This window comes from Streptomyces griseosporeus, assembly GCF_014656055.1.
Classification (GTDB): domain Bacteria; phylum Actinomycetota; class Actinomycetes; order Streptomycetales; family Streptomycetaceae; genus Streptomyces; species Streptomyces griseosporeus.
In genome coordinates, this window is sequence record NZ_BNBR01000003.1 from 856,612 (window position 1) to 875,615 (window position 19,004).

Annotated in this window: 19 protein-coding genes; 10 read left to right on the forward strand and 9 right to left on the reverse strand. The window is 71.1% G+C overall.

The genetic code is table 11. The annotated features are described in order from the left end of the window. The first annotated feature begins 1 nt into the window (after position 1). On the forward strand, positions 2–382 hold the full coding sequence (locus tag IE308_RS18365; RefSeq protein WP_190218739.1) for a DUF7919 family protein: 381 nt from the start codon (positions 2–4) through the stop codon (positions 380–382). A gap of 47 nt (positions 383–429) precedes the next feature. Continuing rightward, the gene (locus IE308_RS18370; RefSeq protein ID WP_190218856.1) at positions 430–1,692 is read left to right on the forward strand and encodes a DUF1266 domain-containing protein; all 1,263 of its coding nucleotides are present in this window, start codon (positions 430–432) and stop codon (positions 1,690–1,692) included. A 393-nt stretch (positions 1,693–2,085) separates the two neighbouring features. Here IE308_RS18370 and IE308_RS18375 read toward each other — a convergent pair whose 3' ends face one another. Continuing rightward, a complete protein-coding gene (locus IE308_RS18375) occupies positions 2,086–2,352 on the reverse strand; it encodes a hypothetical protein (protein ID WP_110630070.1) in 267 nt (88 codons plus the stop codon). 261 nt (positions 2,353–2,613) lie between these two features. Here IE308_RS18375 and IE308_RS18380 point away from each other — a divergent pair, with 261 nt between their 5' ends. Next, positions 2,614–3,120: a SigE family RNA polymerase sigma factor gene (locus IE308_RS18380; protein WP_110630068.1), complete on the forward strand. Its 507-nt coding sequence runs from the start codon at positions 2,614–2,616 to the stop codon at positions 3,118–3,120. A 61-nt stretch (positions 3,121–3,181) separates the two neighbouring features. Next, entirely contained in the window at positions 3,182–4,477 is a 1,296-nt protein-coding gene (locus tag IE308_RS18385; protein ID WP_190218740.1) for a hypothetical protein, read from the forward strand. 6 nt (positions 4,478–4,483) lie between these two features. Here IE308_RS18385 and IE308_RS18390 read toward each other — a convergent pair whose 3' ends face one another. Continuing rightward, entirely contained in the window at positions 4,484–5,803 is a 1,320-nt protein-coding gene (locus tag IE308_RS18390; RefSeq protein ID WP_190218741.1) for an Nramp family divalent metal transporter, read from the reverse strand. A gap of 264 nt (positions 5,804–6,067) precedes the next feature. Here IE308_RS18390 and IE308_RS18395 point away from each other — a divergent pair, with 264 nt between their 5' ends. Next, positions 6,068–6,454 carry a VOC family protein gene (locus tag IE308_RS18395; RefSeq protein WP_190218742.1) on the forward strand — a complete coding sequence of 129 codons (387 nt, stop codon included), beginning with the start codon at positions 6,068–6,070 and terminating at the stop codon, positions 6,452–6,454. Positions 6,455–6,609: 155 nt separating this feature from the next. Beyond that, positions 6,610–7,956 carry a M14 family metallopeptidase gene (locus IE308_RS18400; RefSeq protein ID WP_110630064.1) on the forward strand — a complete coding sequence of 449 codons (1,347 nt, stop codon included), beginning with the start codon at positions 6,610–6,612 and terminating at the stop codon, positions 7,954–7,956. A gap of 7 nt (positions 7,957–7,963) precedes the next feature. On the opposite strand, the gene IE308_RS18405 is transcribed toward IE308_RS18400, so the two are convergent. The 5 genes from IE308_RS18405 to IE308_RS18425 all read right to left on the reverse strand — a co-directional run bounded on the left by IE308_RS18405 (position 7,964) and on the right by IE308_RS18425 (position 12,403). Beyond that, positions 7,964–8,599 carry a hypothetical protein gene (locus tag IE308_RS18405; RefSeq protein WP_190218743.1) on the reverse strand — a complete coding sequence of 212 codons (636 nt, stop codon included), beginning with the start codon at positions 8,597–8,599 and terminating at the stop codon, positions 7,964–7,966. 2 nt (positions 8,600–8,601) lie between these two features. Next, positions 8,602–10,080: a GntP family permease gene (locus IE308_RS18410; RefSeq protein ID WP_190218744.1), complete on the reverse strand. Its 1,479-nt coding sequence runs from the start codon at positions 10,078–10,080 to the stop codon at positions 8,602–8,604. A 144-nt stretch (positions 10,081–10,224) separates the two neighbouring features. Further along, the gene (locus tag IE308_RS18415) at positions 10,225–10,635 is read right to left on the reverse strand and encodes a RidA family protein (RefSeq protein WP_190218745.1); all 411 of its coding nucleotides are present in this window, start codon (positions 10,633–10,635) and stop codon (positions 10,225–10,227) included. After that, the gene (locus IE308_RS18420) at positions 10,632–11,393 is read right to left on the reverse strand and encodes an IclR family transcriptional regulator (protein WP_110630061.1); all 762 of its coding nucleotides are present in this window, start codon (positions 11,391–11,393) and stop codon (positions 10,632–10,634) included. Before IE308_RS18420 ends, IE308_RS18415 begins: the two co-directional genes overlap by 4 nt. Next, positions 11,390–12,403 carry a sugar kinase gene (locus IE308_RS18425; RefSeq protein ID WP_190218746.1) on the reverse strand — a complete coding sequence of 338 codons (1,014 nt, stop codon included), beginning with the start codon at positions 12,401–12,403 and terminating at the stop codon, positions 11,390–11,392. Before IE308_RS18425 ends, IE308_RS18420 begins: the two co-directional genes overlap by 4 nt. Positions 12,404–12,513: 110 nt before the next feature. On the opposite strand from IE308_RS18425, the gene IE308_RS18430 reads away from it, so the two are divergent. Continuing rightward, entirely contained in the window at positions 12,514–13,779 is a 1,266-nt protein-coding gene (locus IE308_RS18430; protein ID WP_190218747.1) for an amino acid deaminase, read from the forward strand. A gap of 9 nt (positions 13,780–13,788) precedes the next feature. Then, positions 13,789–15,369, forward strand: coding sequence for an N-acyl-D-amino-acid deacylase family protein (locus IE308_RS18435; RefSeq protein ID WP_190218748.1), 1,581 nt, complete (start codon positions 13,789–13,791; stop codon positions 15,367–15,369). Positions 15,370–15,375: 6 nt separating this feature from the next. On the opposite strand, the gene IE308_RS18440 is transcribed toward IE308_RS18435, so the two are convergent. Both IE308_RS18440 and IE308_RS18445 read right to left on the reverse strand, forming a co-directional pair. Next, a complete protein-coding gene (locus IE308_RS18440) occupies positions 15,376–16,221 on the reverse strand; it encodes a S1 family peptidase (protein ID WP_190218749.1) in 846 nt (281 codons plus the stop codon). Between the two features lie 168 nt (positions 16,222–16,389). Beyond that, on the reverse strand, positions 16,390–17,064 hold the full coding sequence (locus IE308_RS18445; RefSeq protein ID WP_229908926.1) for a hypothetical protein: 675 nt from the start codon (positions 17,062–17,064) through the stop codon (positions 16,390–16,392). Between the two features lie 125 nt (positions 17,065–17,189). On the opposite strand from IE308_RS18445, the gene IE308_RS18450 reads away from it, so the two are divergent. Together IE308_RS18450 and IE308_RS18455 are read left to right on the forward strand one after the other, a co-directional pair. After that, positions 17,190–18,401, forward strand: coding sequence for a pyridoxal phosphate-dependent aminotransferase (locus tag IE308_RS18450; protein WP_110630055.1), 1,212 nt, complete (start codon positions 17,190–17,192; stop codon positions 18,399–18,401). A gap of 59 nt (positions 18,402–18,460) precedes the next feature. Then, positions 18,461–18,874 (forward strand): SCO4983 family protein, encoded by a 414-nt coding sequence (locus tag IE308_RS18455; RefSeq protein ID WP_190218750.1) that lies wholly within the window; start codon positions 18,461–18,463, stop codon positions 18,872–18,874. The last annotated feature ends 130 nt before the right edge of the window (positions 18,875–19,004 follow it).

Here is a 19,004-nt window from a genome sequence, read left to right on the forward strand (position 1 = left end):
GATGACGCATTATCCCGACCTAAGCCCATACATCTACGACTCAGCGGAGAAACCCATGCGGAACGTGGGCTGGCTCTCCCGCGAGCACGCATATCCCACCGGCTCGGCACCGGAAGGGCTGGTGGACGCACTTGCGATGCTGGCACGTGATGCGGTGAACGTACATCGCGGCATGCATTTCTGCGATCTTTGTCCGGACTTCAGGACGGCAAGAGAACACACCTCCCGCGGCGACGTCTTCATCGGCAGCGGCGAGATCCGAGTCACGGACAGTGGCGGGACAACATATGCGTCACCGGCCATGATCGTTCACTACGTCGAGCATCACGGTTACCTTCCGCCAGAGGAGTATTGCAAAGCCGTCCTCGGCGCGGTCCAATAACCCCCAACCATAGAGACTGCTGTTCTACCGCCCAAGGGTTGAAGAAGATGTCGTTCGGGCCGCCGCCCGCAGTTCCTGCACCCGCCCCCTCCGGGCCTCCCGCCTGGGTCGCGCCGACCGATGTCGAGCAGGCGCTGTGGGAGGCCAAAGCGCGGAATGACTGGGCGGGGTACTTCGATGTGTTGGCGCGTACTCGGTTGTACTTCGAGATCGTGCGGGAGCGGTATGACGCGACGCCGGGTTCGCGGCATGTTGTGTTCGGGCATGATCCGCGGGTTGTCGGTGGGCGGGTCTGGAATGTCTTCACCGTGGGCATGCTGCCCGCGCCCGACCCGCATCGCGTCTTCGACTGGGAGCGACTCGGGTGGTTCGCGCGGGCGTGGCAGCCCAGCGATCCTCCCTTCCTCGTGGTCAATCCGGGCACTCCGTGCGAGGCGTTTCTGCCCACCGCCCCGCCCCACTCCGCCGCCTGGGCCCAGCACTCCGAGCGCGTCGGGGCGCTCGATATCGCCAAGCGGTTGTGCACCCTGCGTGTTGGCGGTCCCCTTCAGGGGCCAGTGGCCCGTGGGTTGGCATGTGAGGCCCTGCTGTGTGTCAATAACGGCTCTCCCTGGAACGCGATGGCCTGGCACGGTAGCGGGTATCCCGGGGAGCGGGAGCGGCTTCGTGAGTGGTGGGGGATCACCTCCCGTGAGGAGTGGCAGTCCGCCCTTCGTGGGCTTCTTGCCTGTGAGTCCCATAGCTCCGTCTGGGAGTTCGCCCTCAGCCTTCGCCGTACCATCGCCCGCGACTTCGGGGGGTACGTCGATGTCGCGTACTGGCGTGAGGCCGCCGCCAGAGTCATCCGTGCCAACGACGCCGGACACGTGGTCGTCACCGACGACGGCGTCACCAAGACCGAACCCCGGCCGGAGTCAGAGACCGAGGCCCGGGTGCGCGGGGTGCAGCATCTCATCGGGCGTATCTCGCGGTACGAGGCGCGTATGCGTGCCGACGGCATCCTCGACGAGAACCGGTACGTGTCGTCCGTCGACGCCTGGGATCTCGGGCGGGCCTCCAAGATGGCCCGGTGGGGGCTCGGTGCCCGGTTCGGCAGTCTTCAGGAGGCCGAGTCCGCCGTCGTGCAGGCCGGGCGCGCCGCCCTGCTGTCGTACCGGTCATGGCAGGACTTCTCCGCCGGTTACATCCTCGGGCGGTGTCTCCACTTCGACGACGAGGAGTTCGGGGAGTGGTACACCGACATGGTCGACGCCCATCGGGTTCTCATGTCCGAGGCCGGCAGTCCCTGGCTCACCGTTCCCTTCCAGTGAGCGGCTGCACGCCCTCGGCAGCGTCGCCCACATGTGGGTTCCGCCGCCCGGCTCCCTCGACTCTCCGAAGCCCCAGTCGCCGTCGCAGGCCCGGCACACGCAGGACAGGACCCTGAGGGCGGATCTGCGGCGCGCCTCGCATTCCGTGGCCAGGCAGGGGGTTCGTGTGGCGGGGGTGGCTGTCGTACGCGATCAGGCGGAGGGTCGCGGCCCGGTAGCGGAGGGAGAGGTAGAAGTCGGGTGCCTCCGGGAAACGGCAGGCCACGGCGGACAGTTTCGCCATAGCCGGGCAGGAGGAGAACCGCCTCACCGACTCGCGGGACGCCCTCCGCGGGCTCATTGTCGGCATCAAGGACGGGAAGGCCGATCACCTGCTCTGAGCGGGCCGGACGGTCAGCCCGTCGGGCGGTAGTGGCGCAGGACCCACGCCAGCTGGGCGAACCACTCCGTCAGGCGGGCCTTGGGTCTCGCGTCGACCACCGCCTCGTAGAAGTGGCCGTCCAGGTGGATCACCCCCAGCATCAGGGCCTTGCCGTTGGGGCTCGCCCGGTAGTGGACGCTGCGGACCTCGGGCCAGGGGAACTCCGCCTGGACGCCGTTCATGTCCAGCGTCACGCCCTCCGCGTCGACCGCGATCGCGTTGCGCGTGTCCACTGCCACGAATTCCGGTCCCTGGGGGGTCGGGGGGTGCGGTGGTGGAGGGGGCGGGAACCCGTGCTGCTGCCCGTACTGCTGACCGTTTTGCATGCCGTACTGCTGCCCGTGTTGCACCCCGTACTGCTGCCCGTACTGCGGTCCTGCCGGTCCGAAGCCCTGCGGTGGCTGTGTCATGTGAAACATTCTCCCCGTCCCGCCGCATCAAGGGAGTGAGGCCTCTTCGACAGCCGGCTCGTCGCCGGTCCACAGCTACAGGGGGAGCACATGAGACAGGTCCGCGCCGACGAGTACGCGGAGTTCGCGGCCGCTCGGGCCGGTCATCTGTACCGGTCCGCGTGTCTGCTCACCGCCGGGGACACCCACCTCGCGGAGGACCTGGTCCAGGAGACCCTCGGGCGGCTGTACGTCCGCTGGTCACGCGTGTCCCGGGCCGACAACCCGGCGGCGTACGCGCAGACGACGCTCACCCGGACCTTCCTCGCCCACAAGCGCCTGCGCCGGAGCACCGAGCGCAGTACGGACGTGCTGCCCGAGACGGCCGCCGCCGCCTCCGACGCCTCGTTGCGGCTCACGCTGCTCCAGGCGCTCGGGCGGCTGCCGGTCAAGGACCGGGCCGTCGTCGTCCTGCGCTACTGGGAGGACCGGTCCGTCCAGGAGACCGCCGCGGCGCTCAACTTCAGCTCCGCCGCCGTGCGGACGCGATGCGTGCGCGCCCTCGCCCGGCTGCGTCAGCTGCTCGGTGAGGACATCGGCGAGTACGTCCGTCCCTGAGTCACCGCCCCCGGCTCCCCCTCTCCCTCCTCGACCCCGCCCAGCGAAACGGTGGTTCGCCATGCCTCACGACCAGTACAACGGCCCCGACCTCCCCTCCGACCCCTTCGAGACCCGTCTCTCCTCCGCCCTGCACGACACCGGCGGCCTCTTCGACACCGACCGGGCCGCGCTCGTCGCCGCCGGTGCGGCGCGTGGGCGGCGGCTGAAGCTGCGGCGGCGGGCCGTCGTCCTCGGTGGTGCCGCGACCGTCGTGGCCGCCGTGCTGGGCGGGGCGCTGGTGCTGCCCGGGGGCGGCTCCGGCGCGGGTGCCGGGCAATCGGGCTCCGGGCAAGCGGGTGCCGTGGGGGCCAGGCCGAAGGCCTCCCCCACCCCGTCCCCGGCGCCGGCCGGGGTGACCAAGCAGCAGATGATCTCCACGCTGGAGAAGCTGCTGCCGAAGGGCCGGCTCAGCGAGCAGCAGGGGCGCGGCACCGACGAGGAGCCCAGCTACGCGCCCATGGCCTCCCTCGTCTTCGACGACGGCAAGGGCCCCGCCGCCGTCACGGTGGCCCTGGGGCGCGTGCAGCCGGGCAGCGAGGAGGCGCGGCAGACGGTGCTGTGCCCGGACAAGGTGTACATCCCGCACGACGACTGCCGGACGACGCGGCTCGCGGACGGGTCGGTCGTCATGGTCTTCCAGGGGTACGAGTACCCGGACCGCCGGGTGGACACCAAGCACTGGCTCGCCGAGCTGGTCACGCCGACCGGGCAGCACGTCTCCGTCATGGAGTGGAACGCCGCGCAGGAGAAGGACGCGCCGATCAGCCGGCCCGAACCGCCCCTGGACCCGGCGGGTCTGACCCGGCTCGTGTCCGCCCAGGAGTGGCGTGCCCTCGTGGACGACATCCCGATCGACCCGAACCAGCAGACCGGCGGGCCCACCCGCGCCCCGGAGCAGCCCGGCGCCCCCGTCCGCAGCACGCTGCAGACGCTGCTGCCGAAGGGGCTGAACGTCGTCGACCGGTCCAGCAACGAGGCCGGGTTCGGCTACCTCGTCGTCGACGACGGCAAGGGCGCGAGCCTCGTCCAGGTCAACGTGCAGACCGGTATGTCGAAGGACGCCGGAGCCCTGTTCGGCTCCGGTTCCGAGACGCTGCCCGACGGCACCCGCGTCGCCGTGCACCAGGGACCCGGCGAGAAGGGCGGCGAGGGGGTCGTCATGTGGACCGTGGACACGCTGCGGACCGACGGGCGGCGCGTCGTGATCAGCGCGTTCAACTCCGGTACGCAGCACGACGCCGCCACCCGTGAGACCCCGGCACTCACCATCGCCCAGATGCGGGCGATCGCCCTCAGCCCCCAGTGGTGGAAGTAGCGCCCGCTAGAAGAACTCCGACCACGGCTGGTCCCAGATCTGCTTCACGCACAGGACGAGGAACAGCAGCCCCGCGACGGCCAGCATGGCGTTGCTGAGCAGGCCGTTGCGCCAGGCGCGCGGGGTACGGGAGGAGTTCAGCAGCCACACCAGGGTCAGCGCCAGGAACGGCATGAAGGCCGCGCCGAGCACGCCGTAGAGGATGACGAGGCGGAAGGGCTGGCCCTGGAAGAGCAGGACGATGGGCGGGAAGGTCAGCCACAGCAGGTAGGCCCGGAAGGGCCAGGAGCGTTCGCGCTCGCCCGTGGCGACCTCCTCGCCCTTCAGCTCGCCCCGGCCGCGGTAGCGGGCCACGAAGTCGGCGAACATCAGGCTGACGCCGTGCCAGACGCCGATGAGGGAGGTGAAGGACGTGGCGAAGAAGCCGATGAGGAAGAACTTCGCGGTCGCGGTGCCGTACTCGTCCTCCAGGATGTCGCTGAGCTGGACCAGGCCCTTGTCGCCGCTCGCGATGGCGATGTTCGCGGAGTGGAGGAGTTCCGCGCCGACGAAGAGCATCGCCACGACGAAGATGCCGGTGGTGATGTAGGCGACGCGGTTGTCCAGGCGCATGACCTTCATCCAGCCGGTGTCGGTCCAGCCCTTGGCATTGACCCAGTAGCCGTACGCGGCGAGCGTGATGGTGCCGCCGACGCCGCCGATCAGGCCGAGGGTGTTGAGGACGGAGTCCTTCTCGTCGGGCAGGACGGGCAGGAGGCCGGCCAGCGCGTCCCCCAGGTGGGGCGTGACGCGGATCGCCAGGTAGACCGTGACCAGGAACATGATGCCGACCAGCACCGTCATGACCTTCTCGAAGACGGCGTACTTGTTGAACCAGACGAAGACCAGTCCGACCAGGCCGCAGGCGACGCCCCACCACTTGAGGTCCATCACGTCGGGGAAGAGGGCCTGCAACGGCAGCGCGCTCGACGACATCGCGGCGGCGCCGTAGACGAAGCCCCAGATCACGACGTAGACGGCGAAGAACCAGGTGGTCCAGCGGCCGAGGCTCGCCCAGCCGTCGAACAGCGTGCGGCCCGTGGCCAGGTGCCAGCGGCCGGCCGCCTCAGCGAGGGAGATCTTCACCAGGCAGCCGACGACCGCGGCCCAGAGGAGTGTGTAGCCGAAGTTGCTGCCGGCGATGAGGGTGGCGACGAGGTCACCGGCGCCGACGCCGGTCGCGGCGACGACGATGCCGGGGCCGATGTGCCGCCAACTCGCCTTGCGGAGTGGGGGTTCGGGTGTGGTGACGTGTGCGTCTGTGGGGTTTCCCGTGGTGTCCGCCATGAAGGTCAAGAAAGCCCAAAGCCGGTGGCGGCACAAGAGGGCGTGCGCAACGCGCCCGGTGGGAAAGCCCTTTGCGCCGTACCGCGGTGATCATTAGAGTCTGCCGGGTGACTGCCGGGTCGGCCTTGGGCCACGCACGAGTGAGGTTCCCGGCTCCGGCGTGAGCCCGGGGCGGGCGCGCGGCCCGCCGTTTCCTCCATGTCTTCGCAGATCAACGTACGCGTGCGCCCGCACACCCCGATCTCGGCCCGGAGGAATCCCCCCATGCCCATCGCCCGTCTCGACCACACCGCCGTCTACGCCAGCGACCGTCACCTGTCGGCCGAGTTCCTCGCCGCGATCCTCGGTCTGCGGGTCGGCGCCCCGTTCGGGCCGTTCCTGCCCGTCGACCTCGGCAACGGCGTCACCCTGGACTACTACGAGAAGCGTGACGAGCCGATCCAGTCGCAGCACTACGCCTTCCTCGTCGCCGAGGAGGAGTTCGACGGGATGATCGAACGGCTGGAGGCGGTCGGCGTGACGTACTACGCCGATCCCGCGCACACCGAACCCGGCCGGGTCAACGGCCTGTTCGGCGGCCGGGGTGCCTACTTCGCCGATCCCGACGGGCACAACATGGAGATCATGACGCGCCCCTACGTACGTCCGTGACCGCCCGAGTACGGCCGTGATCTCTGCGTACGTCCGTGATCCACTGGTCCGCCCACTGATCCACTGATCCGCCCGTATTGACCTGTCCATGCCATTGCCGGGACGATGGGCGCGCACGTCGCACGGAACAACCCCACCTCCCACAAGGAGATTTCATGCGACTTCGCATCCGTGGCACCGGCGCGCGCGGCGGCAGACGCACCGCCGCTCTCGCCGCCCTGATGGCCCTCGCCCTCGCGGCACCCGTCTCGGCGATGGCCGACAGCTCCCCCGCGCCCTCCCGGGGCGCCGACGACATCCGGCAGTACGAGATCCACCTCGGTCACGGCCAGGGCACGCCTCTCACCCGGACCGCGATCGCCGCGGCCGGGGTGAGCGTGGACGAGGCCGACGAGGAGACCGTCGTCGTCTCCGGGCGCAAGGAGCAGATCGGCAGGCTCCGCGCGCAGGGGTACGACATCACCCCGCTCGGCGCCGCGCCCGACCGGCTCGCCGCCGGCGAGAGCCGGCTGTACGACTTCCCGTCCGCCGACTCGAAGTACCACAACTACGCCGAGATGAACGCCGAGATCGACCAGCGGCTCGCCGCCTACCCGGGCATCATGAGCCGCCGGGTGATCGGCAAGTCGTACCAGGGCCGGGACATCGTCGCCATCAAGGTCAGCGACAACGTCGCCACCGACGAGAACGAGCCCGAGGTCCTGTTCACCTTCCACCAGCACGCCCGTGAGCACCTCACGGTGGAGATGGCGCTGTACCTGCTGCGCGAGCTGGGCGCGGGCTACGGCACCGACTCCCGTGTCACCAGCATGGTGAACAGCCGTGAGATCTGGATCGTCCCCGACCTCAACCCTGACGGCGGCGAGTACGACATCGCCACCGGCTCCTACCGCTCCTGGCGCAAGAACCGGCAGCCCAACTCCGGTTCGTCGTACGTCGGCACGGACCTCAACCGCAACTGGAACTACAAGTGGGGCTGCTGCGGCGGCTCCTCGGGGTCCACGTCCTCCGAGACCTACCGCGGGTCGGCGCCGGAGTCCGCCCCCGAGGTGAAGGTCGTCGCCGACTTCGTACGCGGCCGGGTCGTCGGCGGCAAGCAGCAGATCACCGCCGGCATCGACTTCCACACCTACAGCGAGCTGGTGCTGTGGCCGTTCGGGTGGACGTACTCCGACACCACCACCGGGATGACCGCCGACGACTACAACGCCTTCCGGACCGTCGGGCAGAAGATGGCCGCCAGCAACGGCTACACGCCCGAGCAGTCCAGCGACCTGTACATCACCGACGGGTCCATCGACGACTATCTCTGGGGCACGCAGAAGATCTTCGCGTACACCTTCGAGATGTATCCGCGGTCGGGTTCCGGCGGCGGTTTCTACCCGCCCGACGAGGTCATCGAGCGGGAGACGTCACGCAACCGGGACGCGGTGCTGCAACTGCTGGAGAACGCCGACTGCATGTACCGGTCGATCGGGAAGGCCCAGCAGTACTGCGCCTGACGGACGGTTACTCGGCGTCCTCGAAGTAGGCGTCGAGGACCGCGTCCAGTTCCTCGTCCCACCTCTTGAAGTCCGACCTGGCCTTCGCCTCGATCTCGATCGGGTACCAACGGCGGTCCGGCGTGTGGACGGTGACCGTGAACCGCTTGCCGAAGCGGGCGGTCTCCGTCTCCACCGCGCCGATCTCGTCCCAGCGGAACTCGCACTCCTGGTCGTCGAGGGCCAGGCGGACGCCCTTGTGGTCGGCGACGATCCGCGCGCGGCGGTCGGCGGCCTCGAAGACCGGGCCGTCGGGAGCGGGTTCGTCCGCCTCCCCCGCGTCGTCGGCCTTCTCGGCGCCGACGTCGTCCTCGTCCTCGTCCTCGTCCTCGGCGGCGGCGTCCTGCTCCGGAGCCTCCGCGTCCGCCTCGGCCGTCTCGGCCGCCTCGGCCGCCTCGGCCGTTTCCGCCTCGTCGTCCGTCTCCGGCTTCGCGTCCTCCGGCTCCTCCTTCACCGGGGAGGTGAGCCCGGGGATGAAGGCCGGGTCGAAACCGGCACCCGTCACGGGCTCGCCCTTCAGGGGCTGGCTGCTCGAACCTATGCGCTGCTCCACAGCGGGCAGTATGGTCGACGATCCTGTGCCGCACACAGCCAGCCCCTGCATCGTTACACGAAGATGCTCAACACGGCGGCCACCGCGAACCCGGCCACCGACAGCACGCTCTCCAGCACCGTCCAGGTCCTCAGGGTGTCCCGCTCACTGATGCCGAAGTACTTGGCGACCATCCAGAAGCCGCCGTCGTTGACGTGGGAGGCGAAGATGGACCCGGCCGAGATCGCCATGATGACCAACGCCGTGAAGCCCTGCGAGTGGTGGCCCCCGTCGAGCAGCGGCGCCACGATGCCGGCCGTGGTGACGATCGCGACCGTCGCCGAGCCCTGGGCGACCCGCAGCACGAGCGAGATCAGATACGCCAGCACGATCACCGGCAGCCCGACGTCGTGGAACGTGTCCGAGAGGGCCTGCGCGACCCCGCTCGCCTTCAGTACGGCGCCGAAGACCCCGCCCGCGCCGACGACCAGCAGGATGTTGCCGATCGGCTTCAGGGACGCGGTGGACACCGTCTCCAGCGACTTGCGGGACCAGCCGCGCCGGATGCCCAGCAGGTAGTAGGCGAGCAGCAGGGCGAGGGTGAGGGCGACGAAGGGGTGCCCGAAGAACTCGATGACCGAGCGGCCCGTGGAGGGGTCGAGGGCGATCGAGGAGAAGGTGGCGGCGAGGATCAGGACGAGGGGCGTGCCGATGATGCCGAGGACGGTGCCCAGCGGGACGGGTGCCTCGCGCGGTTCCGTGCCGGAGGCGCGCTGCTCGGCGAGGACGGCGCGCCTGGCGTCCTCGGCCGCCTCCACCATGTCCTGCGGTACGGCGACGAAGACGCGGCGCCCGATCCAGGCGGCGTAGGCCCAGGCGGCCAGCACGGCGGGGATGCCGCAGACGACGCCCATGAGGATGACCCAGCCGAGGTCGACGTGGAGGAGCCCGGCGGCGGCCACGGGGCCGGGGTGCGGGGGCAGGAAGGCGTGGGTCATGGACAGACCCGCGAGGAGGGGCAGGCAGTACAGCAGGATCGATTTGCCGCTGCGCTTGGCGGCGGCGTAGACGATCGGCGCGAGGACGAAGATGCCGACGTCGAAGAAGACCGGGATGCCGAAGATCAGGCCGGTCAGGCCCATGGCGAGCGGGGCGCGGCGCTCGCCGAAGAGACCGAGCAGCCGGGAGGCCAGCACCTCGGCGCCGCCGCTGACTTCGAGGACCGCGCCGAGCATGGTGCCCAGGCCGATGATGACGGCGACGTGGCCGAGGATGCCGCCCATGCCGGACTCGATGGTGGAGACGGCGTCGGAGCGCTGCACGGTGCCGAAGAGTTCGGTGACCGACAGGCCGGCCAGCAGGCCGACGGCTATGGAGACGGTGAGGAGCGCGACGAACGGCTGGAGCCTGACCTTGATGATCAGGAAGAGCAGGAGGGCGATGCCGACGGCGGCGACGGTGAGCAGTCCGGCCGTACCGTCGACGAGGAGGAGCAGTCCGCCGGTGTGAGGTGGGGCCTCGGCGGGCGCGGAGGCGGTGAGCGGGAAGGACATACGGGGGTCCTCTGCGTGAAGGGGGAGGAAGGGGGTAAGTGCATGCGGCTTTCGGGCAGGGGGTATCGCGGCGCGTCGCCCCGGGCGAGGGGGCACCGAACCGGCGTACGGTGTGCGGGAGTTACGAGGGGAGCGGGAGCGGGCTCAGCCGAGGACGGCGAGCGCGTCGATCTCGATGAGGAGTCCGGCCGGGAGGCCGACGTAGACCGTCGTGCGCGCGGCGGGGGGCTGGGTGAGGCCCTGCTCCTCGAAGTAGGCGTTGTAGATCTCGTTCATCTCGGCGAAGTGGGCGGTGTCCGTGAGGTAGACGCGGATCATCATCACGTCGTCCCAGCCGGCGCCGCCCTCCTCCAGGATCGCCTTGACGTTGGCGAGGGTCTGGAGGGTCTGCTCGCGCAGGGTGGGTCCGGCCGGTGTCGGGGGCTTGCCGTCCTCGGCGGGCAGGAAGCCGACCTGGCCGGCGACCTGGAGGATGTTGCCTTTCTTCACGCCGTGGGAGAACTTCGCGGGCGGGGTGGTGTGGGTCTTGGGGGTGAGGGCGATCTTGTCGGTCATACGGTGTCCTTCACTGGGGTTCTGCCGGAGTACTCGCCGCTGATCGCGTCCGCCGTGCGGCGCACCAGCGGGAGCAGGGTGAGGAGTTCCTCGGCGGAGACGACGACGTTGGGCGCAGACACCGACATCGCGGCGACGACGCGGCCGTCGGCGCCGCGGACGGGGGCGGCGACGCAGTTGATGGACTCCTCGTGGCCGCCGAGGTCGGCGGCCCAGCCCTGTTCGCGGACGGTCGCCAGCTCCTTGAGGAAGGCGGCGGCGTTCGGCGTCGAACGGGACGTGTACATGGGGTAGTCGAGCTTCTCCGCGAGGGCGCGGCGCTCGGCTTCGGGGAGGTCGGCGAGGAGGAGCTTGGCGACGGCGGCGACCGTGATGGCGACCGGTTTGCCGATCCGGGAGTACATGCGGACCGGGTAGCGGCTGTCGACCTTGTCGATGTAGAGGACCTCGCCCTCCTCGTGGACGGCGAGGTGGACGGTGTGGCCGCAGCTCTCGTTGAGGCGTACGAGGTGAGGGTGGGCGATCTCGCGGATGTCCAGGTTCTCCATCGCCTCCTGGGCGAGGGCGAAGAGGCGGGCGCCGAGGCGGTAGCGCTGGTCGGACTGGCGGTAGACCAGGCCGTGCTCGTGGAGGGTGCGCAGGAGGCGCAGAGCCGTGGATTTGTGCACGCCGAGGCGGTCGGCGACCTGTCCGAGGTCGGCGGGGCCCTCGGCGAGCAGTGGCAGGATGCTCAGGGCGCGGTCGACGGTCTGGCTCATGGGGTGCGTACCTCCTCCTCGGCCTCGGCCCGGGTCCAGCCGGGGCCGAGTCGAAGTGTCCCCCATGCCCTGTCGTCGAGGGCGGCGAGACGGTCGGCGTGGCCGGGGGCGGGGGGTGCGGTGAGGTCGGCGGGGGTGGTGAGGGCGGCGGCGGCCCAGAGGTGGCCGTGGCGGAGCCGGGCTGGGGCGGGCAGGTCGCGGAGGGTGGCATGCAGGAACCCGGCGGCGAAGGCGTCGCCGGCGCCGGTCGTGGCCACGACGTCGACGTGGGGTGCGGCGACGAAGGTGACCGGCCCGCAGCCACGTCGGAACAGCGTCGCCCCCCGCTCCCCGTCCTTCACCACCAGCGTCTCGGGTTCCGGCAGCAGCCCCCGCACCGCCTCCGCGCCGCCCGCCACCCCCCAGGCCTCCCGTGCCTCGTCCGCCCCCACGAACACGAGGTCCGCCCGGCGGGCCAGGTCCAGCAGGATCTCCGCGCCCCGCTCCGAGGAACGCCACAGGCCCGGGCGGTGGTTGACGTCGAAGGAGATCAGGGGGCGGTCGGGGGCGGGTGCCGTCAGGTCGTACAGCAGGGCGAGGCAGTCGGGGGACAGCGCCGCCGTGATGCCCGACAGGTGCAGGATCCGGGCCGAGCGGGCCGCCGGCAGGTCCACGTCGGCCGGGCTCATCGCGGAGGCCGCCGAGCCGGCGCGGTAGTACGCCACCTCGTGGGCGTCGGTGCCCCGCTCCCCCGCGGTGCGGAAGTAGACGCCGGTCGGGCGGTCGGGGTCCCGGTGGACCTGGCTCACGTCGACGCCGTACGCGCCGATGCGCTCCACCAGGTGGTCGCCGAAGCCGTCGGCGCCGACCCGGCTGATCCACCGCACGGAGTGCCCGGCGGCGGCCAGCATGCAGGCGACGTTGGACTCGGCGCCGCCGATCGACCGCTCGAAGGAGGGCACGTCGGCGAGGCGTCCCGGCCGGGTGGGCAGGAACGTGACCATGGACTCGCCGAGCGTCACGACGTCCATGGCGGGTCCTCCCTGAGGCTTGTCTCGTACCGGCCGAGATGTTAGACAGCACTGAGCGTCATACGCAATGGTCGTTGCATTACACGCAACGCCCCTGATCAGGAGGTTTCATGAGCACCGAGTCGCTGGAACGCCTGGCCGCGGAACGCGTGGACCACCGCTTCAAGGGCCTCCCCCCGGACGCCGACGGCCTCACCGTCGGCGAGCTGGCCGCCCAGCGCCGCAACCTGTTCACCGGGGGCTTCGCGACGCCCGTGCTGGCACTGTCCGCCGAGCGGCTGGAGCACAACCTGCGGCTGATGGAGACGTACGCGCAGCGCCACGGCCTCGCCTTCGCGCCGCACGGCAAGACCTCGATGGCCCCGCAGCTCTTCCAGCGGCAGATCGAGCACGGGGCGTGGGGCATCACGCTGGCGGTGCCGCACCAGGTGCGGGTCGCGCGGGCGTTCGGGGTCCAGCGGGTGTTCCTCGCCAACGAGGTCGTCGACGCGCCCGCCCTGCGCTGGATCTCCGTCCAGCTGGACGCCGATCCCGACTTCCGGCTCGTCTGTTACGTCGACTCCGTGCGCGGCGTGGAGCTGATGGACGCCGCGCTCACGGGCGCCTCCCGCCCCGTGGACGTCGTCGTGGAGTTGGCCGCCGGGGACGGGGCCCGGACCGGGGTGCGCACGGAGGCGGAGTGCGCCGCCGTCGCCGACGCCGTGGCACGGACCCGTACGCTGCGGCTCGTCGGGGTCGCCGGGTACGAGGGCGAGGTGCCGCAGGCCACCCCCGAGCGGGTGCTGGCCTGGCTGCGGCGGCTGGTCGCGCTCGCCGCCGACTTCGACAAGGCCGGACGGTTCGGGCAGGTGGACGAGATCGTCGTCAGCGCCGGGGGCAGCGCCTGGTTCGACGCCGTCGCCGAGGTCTTCGCGGAGCTGCCCGAGCTGTCCCGGCCCGTGCTGAAGCTGCTGCGCTCCGGCGCCTACGTCTCGCACGACGACGGCCACTACCGGCGGCTGACCCCGTTCAACCGGGTGCCCGAGGAGGGCGCGCTGGAGCCCGCGTTCCGGCTGTGGGCGCAGGTCGTCTCCCGCCCCTCCCCCGAGCAGGCCTTCGTCAACGCGGGCAAGCGGGACGCCGCCCACGACCTCGACCTCCCGGTCGCCCAGGTGGTGCGCCGCGACGGCACCGAGCGCCCCGCCACCGGCATCACCGTCACCGCCCTGTCCGACCAGCACGCCTGGCTGCGCACCGGGCCCGGCGCGGATCTGGAGGTCGGCGACTGGGTGGGGCTCGGGCTGTCCCACCCGTGCACGTCGTTCGACAAATGGCAGCTGATCCCCCTTGCGGAGGCGGACGGCACGGTCGTGGACTACATCCGTACGTTCTTCTAGGAGGCCGGTGTGGAAGAACTCGTCATCCGGGACGCCGACGTCGTCGACGGCAGCGGCGAGCCGTCGTACCGCGCCGATGTCGTCGTCGACGGCGGGCGGATCGTGTCCATCGTCAAGGAGGCGGCCGCCGCCGGCTGCCAGCGGCCGAAGGCGATGCGGGAGCTGGACGCCGAGGGGCTGGTCCTCTCCCCCGGCTTCATCGACATGCACGCGCACAGCGACCTCGCCCTGCTGCGCGACCCCGACCACAGCGCCAAGGCCGCGCAGGGCGTGACCCTCGAAGTCCTCGGCCAGGACGGGCTGTCGTACGCCCCGGTCGACGACCGCACCCTGGCGGAGGTCCGCCGGGCGATCTCCGGCTGGAACGGGCACGGCGACGACGTCGACTTCGACTGGCGGTCGGTCGGCGAGTACCTGGACCGGCTCGACGGGGGCATCGCCGTCAACGCCGCCTATCTGATCCCGCAGGGCACCGTCCGCGCGCTGGTCGTCGGATGGGAGGACCGGGAGGCGACGCCCGCGGAACTGGACCGGATGCGGCAGGTGGTCGCCGAGGGGCTGGAGCAGGGCGCGGTCGGCCTGTCCTCCGGGCTCACCTACACACCGGGCATGTACGCGAAGGACGCCGAACTGACCGAGCTGTGCCGGGTGGTGGCGTCGTACGGCGGCTACTACTGCCCGCACCACCGCTCCTACGGGGCGGGCGCGCTGGAGGCGTACGCGGAGATGGTGGCCCTCACCCGGGAGGCGGGCTGCGCGCTGCACCTGGCCCACGCCACGATGAACTTCGGCGTGAACAAGGGCCGCGCGCCCGAGCTGCTCGCCCTGCTGGACGACGCGCTGGACTCCGGCGCGGACATCAGCCTGGACACCTACCCGTACACCCCGGGCAGCACCACGCTCGCGGCGCTGCTGCCGAGCTGGGCGGGCGAGGGCGGCCCCAAGGAGCTGCTGCGGCGGCTCGCGGACGAGGAGAGCGCCGAGCGGATCCGCTACGACCTGGAGGTGGCCGGCTCGGACGGCTGCCACGGTGTGCCGGTCGACTGGGACACGGTCGAGGTCTCCGGGGTGGGCGATCCCGCCCTCGCCGGGTACGTCGGCCGCCGCCTGGACGGCTGGGACACCGCCCGCCGGCTGCTGCTGGCGGACCGGCTGGGCACGACGGTCCTCCAGCACGTCGGGCACGAGGAGAACGTCCGCGCGATCATGCGGCACCGCGTGCACACCGGCGGCTCGGACGGCATCCTCCAGGGCAGCAAGCCCCATCCGCGGGCCTACGGCACCTTCCCGCACTATCTCGGCCACTACGTGCGGGAGTTGGGCGTGCTGTCCCTGGAGGAGTGCGTCGCCCACCTCACCGCCCGCCCGGCGGCCCGGCTGCGGCTGCCGGACCGGGGGCGGGTCCGCGAGGGCTACCGCGCCGACCTCGTGCTGTTCGACCCGGCGACGGTGGCGGCGGGATCGACCTACGACGCCCCGCGCGCGCTCCCCACGGGCATCCCGTACGTCCTGGTGGACGGGCGGTTCGTGATCGAGGACGGGCGGCGCACGGACGTGCTGGCGGGGCGTGCGGTGCGGCGCACGCCGTGACACGACCTAGGGCTTGGGCAGGGTGCAGCCGGCGGCGCTCAGGTCGAGGCGGTTGCCGGTCGTGAAGCAGGCCGGGATCTGGTAGGTCTCCTGGGCGTAGTTGATGCCCTGGCGGACCGTCACGTTGCCGCTCGCGTCGACCTCGCACGGGTTGTTGTCCGTGCAGCGCTGACCGTCCTCGTTGCCTGTGTTGTTGACGGCGACGACCTTGCCGGTGGCCTGGTCGATCACCGGGGAGCCGGAGGTGCCGCCGATGGTGTTGCAGGCGGAGGTGTAGCGGACCGAGTCCTTCCAGGTCCAGGCGCCTTCCTTCAGGCGGTACACGAAGCCGTCGATGTTGCAGTTGTACAGGCGCTTCCAGTAGCCGGAGGCGACGGTGATGGCGGTGCCGGCGACGGGGTGGGTGTCCTGCACGGTCAGCGCGGAGATGCCGTAGGTGTTGCGGATCGCGGCGTACGTCGTCGTCAGCTGGTAGAGCGTGACGTCGGTGTCGGTCATCGTCGAGTAGACGACCTTGTTGGCGCGCAGGGTGCCGACGCGGGTGCCGGAGGCGTTGAGCAGGCCGAAGGAGCGGCTGGAGGCCTGGCCGACGATGACCTCGCCGGGCTCGGGGAAGCCGGTCTCCAGGCAGTGGCCGTTGGAGAGCACCAGGGCCGGGTCAGTGTCGGCCGATTTGGGGAAGCGGACGACCGAGCCGGAGCAGTTGCTGAGCGACACGGTTCCGGCGAAGTTGACGGCCTTCAGCGTGGGCGCCTTGGTGCCGGTCGGGGCGCCGGTCGCCGCGACGGCGGGTGCCACACCCGTCCCGGCGATGGCCAGGGCGGCGAGTGCGGCAAGGAGAGGCTTGTTCATGTGGGGGTCCCCTCGTACGACAGGGCGGCCGGAGGTCTTCCGGCCGCCCGCTGTTTTGTCATGCGCATTCTCAACCTGCCCCGGCGCGGACACAAGCACCGGGAACCGGACGGAAGTTGGCGCGAAAAGAGGGTTTAGGACTCCCCGCGACTCTTGAGGGGTGCTCGCCTAGCGCGGCTTGCGGCCGCCCTTGCCGTGCCCCCAGCCGTTGCCGGCCGGCTCGGTCGTCGGGGCGGAGGCGGTCGGCGTGGGGGTGGGGGTGGGGGCGGACGGGGACGCGGTCGGCGTGGCCGGGGAGGGGGTGGTGCCGGACGGCGCCGACGTGCCGGACGCCGAGGGGGCGGTTCCCGCCCGGTCCCCGTCGGCGGAGCGGGACGGTGCGGGGTCGGCGGCGGGCTCCGTCGTGCTCGGGGTCGCGCTCGTCTCCGTCGGCGACGCCGCGTCGTCGGCCGTCGTGTGTTCCGCGCGCCCGTCCGCGCCGGGGGTGTCGCCGGACGGCGAGGAGGAGGAGAAGGCGAAGCCGGCGATCAGGGCCGCCGCCGAGACGGCCCCCAGGGCACCCGCGGCGACCGCGACGCCCCGGGCCCGCAGACCGGTGGCCCGGCGCTGGGCGCGGCGCCGGTCGGCCCGGCCGCCGAGGGGCCGGGGCGGCTCGGGCGGCTCGGACGGCTCGGACGGCTCGATCCGGGGCAGCCGGGTCGTCGCGTCGTAGGCACCGCTCTCCCAGCCGTGCGCCGCCGCCGGGTCGGCGTACTGCTCGTACGAGGGCTGGTCGGGCGCGGCGTGCGGCGGGTACACGATCGGGCCCAGCGGGGGCGCGCCACTCTCACTTGGCCAGGACATGGCGGCGCATTGTAGGGACGGGAGGGGCCTGTGGGACAGCCCTCGGCGATAACCGCCCAAATCACCCGTCTCACGTGGCGGAAAACACGACCCATGAGGCGTTACCGGGCCGTAAGCTCCTCGGCATGCAGGTGATCCAGTCGACCAAGCTCGCCAATGTCTGTTACGAGATCCGGGGCCCGGTTCTCGAGGAGGCCATGCGGCTTGAGGCGGCGGGCCACCGCATCCTCAAGCTGAACACCGGGAATCCGGCCGCCTTCGGCTTCGAGTGCCCGCCGGAGATCCTGGAGGACGTCCTCCGCAACGTCTCCACGGCCCACGGGTACGGGGACGCCAAGGGACTGCTGGCCGCGCGCCGCGCGGTCGTCATGCACAACCAGACCATCGGCATCGAGACGGACGTCGAGCACGTCTTCATCGGCAACGGCGTCTCCGAGCTGATCGTGATGGCGATGCAGGGGCTGCTGGACGACGGCGACGAGGTGCTGGTCCCGGCCCCGGACTACCCGCTGTGGACCGCCGCCGTGTCCCTGTCCGGCGGTACGGCCGTGCACTACCGGTGCGACGAGCAGGCCGACTGGATGCCCGACCTCGCGGACGTCGAGCGCAAGGTCACCGACCGCACCAAGGCGATCGTCATCATCAACCCGAACAACCCGACGGGCGCGGTGTACGACGAGGCGGTGCTCAAGGGGCTCACCGACATCGCCCGCCGGCACAACCTGCTGGTCTGCTCCGACGAGATCTACGACAAGATCCTCTACGACGGCGCCACGCACACCCCGACCGCGAAGATCGCCCCCGACCTGCTGACCCTCACGTTCAACGGCATGTCGAAGGCGTACCGGGTGGCCGGCTACCGGGTGGGCTGGATGTCGATCTCGGGGCCGCGGGCGCACGCCGACTCCTACATCGAGGGTCTGACGATCCTCGCGAACATGCGCCTGTGCGCGAACATGCCGGGCCAGCACGGTGTGGTCGCGGCACTGAGCGGGCGGCAGTCGATCAACGACCTGGTGCTGCCGGGCGGGCGGCTGAAGGAGCAGATGGACACGGCGTACGAGCTGCTGACCCAGATCCCGGGCGTGAGCTGCGTACGACCGAAGGGCGCGCTGTACCTCTTCCCCCGGCTCGACCCCAAGGTCTTCAAGATCAAGGACGACCGCCAGCTCGTCCTGGACCTGCTGCGGCGCGAGAAGATCATGGTCGTGCAGGGCACCGGCTTCAACTGGACCGAGCCCGACCACTTCCGGGTGGTGACCCTGCCGTCGGTGACGGATCTGCGGGACGCGGTGGGCAGGATCGGACGGTTCCTGGACGGCTACAGTCAGCCATAGCTCAACTTTAGACGAGTTCTAAGCTAGGATGTCTTCTGTCGCAGCACAGGAGGCCATCCATGTACGAACCGATACGCACCAAGTCGGTGCACAGCACGATGGCCGGCACGCCCTCGGACTTCCCGCACCGCTCCCGTGAGGAGGAGCTGGACATCCAGCTCGCGGGCCATCTCTCGGCGCTGCTCGCGGTCACCGACGAGCTGCGCGCCCTCGCCCCGTCGGCCGGTCTGGACGCGGCGGCCGAGCGGCTGGCCCAGCAGGTGGCCCGGCTGCGGGGCGGGCCCGCGCCGGTCCGCGCGCCCTGCTCCGGGGCCGACGACGCCGTGTCCCTGCACCGGCGTGCGCACGCCCTCGCGGGACGCGCCCTGGTCGTGGCCGCGTCCCGCGCCGACACCGCGGCGGCGATCCTCGCCGCCCAGCAGATGGACGTGCACGCGGCGGCCCTGGAGCCGCGCGAGCTGGCGTCCCACTGAGCCCACCGGGCTCCCTCGACGGCCCCGGTCCGCGTGCCTCGCAGCGACGCGCGGACCGGGTGCCACAACACTGCGTTCGCTTGGCCGGGAGCGCCTGTTCGCCGTGGGGGCTACCGGCCGTCCCGCGGGT